Below are 4,196 nucleotides of genomic sequence, written 5' to 3' on the forward strand. Positions count from 1 at the left end.
TATCGTTAGCTGCGCGCTTCAACTTTCCAGAGCGAAGGCTGAATACCCCTGGCGATATCAGCTGGCGTTTTGGTGGCATTGGACTCGTTCAGCGTGACAGGAATGTGGCACGCCTCGAGGAACGCAGCGAGCAAGTGCGATTTCACTGCGAAGTTCATGTTTTGCGCATCCGGCAGCGTGGACGTGACCATCCCGACCACATTCCCCCGGGCGTCAAACAGCGGGCTTCCGCTGGAGCCCGGCTGGATCGCCGCGGTGAACTGCATCAGGCTGACATCGTTGCGCAGGCCGAACAGCGCCGAGACACCGCCCTGGGTTACATGAGCGCCACCGCCTGCGAGCCCCGCCATCGGAAAACCGACGGCCGTGACCGGATCGCCCAGCGAGCACCCCGTCGCTGCCGCGAAGCGAACCGGCTGCAGGTGCGCGCCGTCGACACGGAGCAAGGCGATATCGTTGGTCTCGTCCACCATGACAGGCTCCGCACGATGGCGGCCGTTGAACGAATTGATCTCGATGGACGTCATGCCCTGGATAACATGCGCGCAGGTCAGCACCGTGCTGGCCGAAACGGCAAAGCCGGTGCCGCTGGCGCAGCCGCCGCTGTCCCCAGGTCGTGGGTTGCCGTGGGGACGGTCAGGGTGATCAGGGTTGGATTCGTCGATGTCCAGCCCGATGCGCCGGCCGAAAGCCGCTAGCCCGTAGGCGGACCCTTCCGCGAGGGCGCGAAACTTCCACTGCCCCGCGCGGCAATAGAACTCACCCAGCACCAGCGCGCTCTCGCCCTGGGCGGTCACGTCGAGCGTGTAGAGGACAGATTCGTTGATCTGAAGCGTTAGCGCCTTCAGGGCGCTGACAGGACCGAGGTTCGAGTACCGGTAGACGACCAGCAGCACGCGGTCGCTGCCCGCTGGCAGGCGATCCAGTTCGAGCGTGCAACCAATACGCTCCGGGGTACCGCTCCAGGACATCCACGTTGACTGCTCGGTCTGAAACAGCGCCGCAGGCCCGCGCGGCGCGCGCTTTTCGTCTACCGGAACCAGCGCCACCGCAGCCGTCGAACCGAACGCGGTGAGATGGGAGGACTCCAGTGTCCAGCAGGCTCTAGGCGAACCCAGGGCAATGTTCGCGCCCGGCGTCAGCATGTCTCGCTCCATGAGTGGAATGACTCCCTGTCGAGAGATCAGGTAACAAGCGTACCAAGAAAGACGGCATTTTAATATCAACCCGGAATCGGGACGGCAACCGTAATCGCCTTGACCCGCACGCCGTCTATCCAGTTGTTTTCAGGTTCCGGACAGCCCAGCCGGCGGGTCGCGAAGGTGCCCGCCAGGTTGACCCCGGTGGCGCGCGTGTAGCCCACACCCCCGGAATAGCGCGGATTGATTTCAAGCAGGTGCGGCTTGCCCTCGGCATCGTCGCGGGTTTGCACATTGATGATCCCGTCGCAGCCAAAATGCCGCGCCGCGGCGATTGCCAGCTCGGTTGCCGCCGTGTCGCGCTCGAAGGTCTGGTGGATGCCCGCCTTGCGACGACCCACATACTCAACAACCGTGCCCGCCTCGCAGACCATGTCCACGGAGCACTCCGGGCCTGGCAGGTACGGCATTACCAGCATAGGTTCCCTTTCGGCCCCGGCTGCATAGATGCGGTGATACGTCTCGAAGTCGACCTCCCTCGCATCCGGATTGGCGAAGCACCGGAAAGGATCGACACCCGCCCTGAACCGCCAGAAGCCCTGACCGTAGATGCCTACCACCGGCTTGATGCAGACCTCGCCACTGGCGCTGAACACCGCATGCGCCGCGCGCAGCTGATCCGCGTTGAGTACCGTGATGGCCGGGATGCACGAAAGACCGGCCGCTTCGGCCTCGGCCGTGAACCTGGCCTTGTCGTCCACCAGTTCGAAGGTGCGCGGGCTTGCGCCGCCCGTGACGAGGGTTAGCCCCGCCGCCTCGAATGCATCGCGATGTGCTTCGTAGAATGCCCCCACGCGTCCGGCGACCACGACCTTTACCGAATGCTCAAGCGCCGTGCGGATGACCCACGCGACGCGTTCTGCATTGTCTTCAGGCTCCTGGAAGCTCACGTGAGCCAGGCTAGTGATTTCGGGCCGGTCCCATCTGTGGGACGCGAATACCCGTACGCTTGGGGGCAAGGCCTCGAGGGCACCGAGAATGATGTCGCGCTGCGAGGCCTGCCCTTCCAGAAACCAGATCATGTGCAAATACCTTGCGTGTGGCGCTATAGGCTAGCGGACCACTGGGGGGTCCGGACATTAGGCGTTAGAGCAGCGATGGAGTGGCGGCTTCAAGAGGACGCTAGTATGAGCGTTTCCCTGGGTGTCGTGGAGTGGCGTGGAGGGTGGGAGTGAGGGGAAATTGTTGCGGCATATTAATAGCTTAGGCACGGCAGAGCGCTAATGCGCCAGCCCGCAGCCAAATGGCAGGACTTTGCTCCATGCGGGGCCATGACCGCCTGTTGAAGTCGTCGTCAAGATCTCTTCCACGGCGATAAATGGAAGCGTTCTGACGGTATCCTTAGCCGGCCAGCCGACCTACTGGCTCGAACTCGCGGCCGCTGGAAAATACTACGTCCAGAAACCGGCGGCGCTTGTCAGCTCGCATCGCCAGCATGCCGCGAGCTTCTACCCGCATGCGCGCAGCCATGATTGGCTCAGGTTCGTGTTTTGGCTTGTGCATGGAACCTTCTCGGTCTCAAAAACCAAAGCCCAGCCCAGGTTCGTCCCGCGACATGGAAGGCGGAAGGCGAGCATAGCTCGCCCTCGCCATCGACTTTACAGGACTAACGCACCGGCTCAGTCATCATCCCGTGTGTCACATCCTCGATCAGCGCCTTGGCCATCCCGCTGAGGTAATGCACACCCCAAACGTACTGACCATTGCCCTCCACACCGGCTTCGAGCGTCATCTTGTAAACGCAGTCCATCATCGCTGTCGCCTGCTGCATCGCATGCAGCGCATCGTGCCCTGGCATCACCTTGAACAGCCGGTCAGCTATCTTGCCGCCCAGGCCCTCGCCAAACGTGCCGACGCCAGACGTTTTCAAATCTTCAAGCTTCGTGTTGCTACTCATACGTAACCTCCATCGCACGCGTCCAAGCGCGCACGCGAGTCCCTGTGGGAGCGGGCTTGTCCCGCGATTGAATCCAGCTCGGTCTGACTGACTCAATGCGTGACCCGCACCCGAGCCAATGCCATCTCGACCAAGGTCTGGGCATTTTCAATCTCATGCATCGCGGCCAAGGTCATCACCTGCCCTGCAGGTTTGGGATTGAGCAGCACCGTCTGTTCCGCGACGGTCAAAGCGCAGACCAGGTATTCCGAGGTCTGGAGAAGCAAGGCTTCGATGGAAGTAGGTGAATCGGTGGATTGTGGTGGATCTGGGACGATCTTCAACATGGCGAACTCTTACCTTTTTTGAGTGGTTAAGCCGCCACAGCCCCGCTGTCAGTCAGGAAGGTGGCAGCTATACGCGGGTTGACAGACCGGAAAAAGTAAGAAAAACCGGCGCACCGAAGTGCCCCACGTACAGCCGCCATAACGCGACGCACATTGCGGTTTACTTGATATTCCGGCCTGTCAAAGCCGATCGTTGAATTGCAACGACCGGCCGAGACTAGACCCGCAACATGACCACCGCAAGCGCTCAAAGGCGGTATCAGGGTAATTCGGAAATGTCCTACAAGATAGAGGATAAATCGGAAGTTCTTTAAACATAAATCACCGCATTTCTAGAATCTGTTTAATGTTTCGGACGCGAAAAGCGCGTATGGCTTGCCCTCACCGACGACCCAACCGAAAGAGATTCGTACTCACCGCTCATCAAGTGCTCAGCAAAGTGCCACCCATAGACCCGCCTGAACTTACTCTGTGACGCCGCACCCGTGGACCTTGAGAGAGCGACTGTCCCCTACCCACGCAGCCGCCCAGCCCGGCATAGCCGGGCTCTGTGGGAGCGTGCCTTGTGCCGCGAAACGAGGGCGAAGCACTAGCCGGGACACATGGCTACCAGTTTGCGCGATCGCCGCAGGGAGCAATGTGGGCATCCTGTGCTCTTTAGGGTAAGTCTGAAGGTAAGTTAGAAGACCGAGCCGTGATATCGAACGCCTTCAGGGGCTGCCTGAATATGGCGATTCGGGCAATGAGAGGCTAGCGACAAATCATCCGTCGCAC

Annotated in this window: 5 protein-coding genes; all 5 read right to left on the reverse strand. The window is 60.8% G+C overall.

What is annotated here, in order from left to right; translation table 11 throughout:
• Nucleotides 1-5 precede the first annotated feature (5 nt).
• Complete coding sequence (locus tag VJS90_RS19830; protein WP_324123333.1) at nt 6-1,145, reverse strand: trypsin-like peptidase domain-containing protein; 1,140 nt, start codon at nt 1,143-1,145, stop codon at nt 6-8.
• Nucleotides 1,146-1,222: 77 nt separating this feature from the next.
• Nucleotides 1,223-2,221, reverse strand: coding sequence for an ATP-grasp domain-containing protein (locus tag VJS90_RS19835; RefSeq protein WP_324123334.1), 999 nt, complete (start codon nt 2,219-2,221; stop codon nt 1,223-1,225).
• Between the two features lie 319 nt (nt 2,222-2,540).
• Nucleotides 2,541-2,669 (reverse strand): hypothetical protein, encoded by a 129-nt coding sequence (locus tag VJS90_RS19840; protein WP_324123335.1) that lies wholly within the window; start codon nt 2,667-2,669, stop codon nt 2,541-2,543.
• A gap of 136 nt (nt 2,670-2,805) precedes the next feature.
• The gene (locus VJS90_RS19845; RefSeq protein ID WP_324123336.1) at nt 2,806-3,096 is read right to left on the reverse strand and encodes a DUF3077 domain-containing protein; all 291 of its coding nucleotides are present in this window, start codon (nt 3,094-3,096) and stop codon (nt 2,806-2,808) included.
• 92 nt (nt 3,097-3,188) lie between these two features.
• Nucleotides 3,189-3,422: a hypothetical protein gene (locus tag VJS90_RS19850; protein WP_324123337.1), complete on the reverse strand. Its 234-nt coding sequence runs from the start codon at nt 3,420-3,422 to the stop codon at nt 3,189-3,191.
• Nucleotides 3,423-4,196: the final 774 nt, after the last annotated feature.

The organism is Pseudomonas sp., from assembly GCF_035277045.1.
GTDB lineage: Bacteria > Pseudomonadota > Gammaproteobacteria > Pseudomonadales > Pseudomonadaceae > Aquipseudomonas.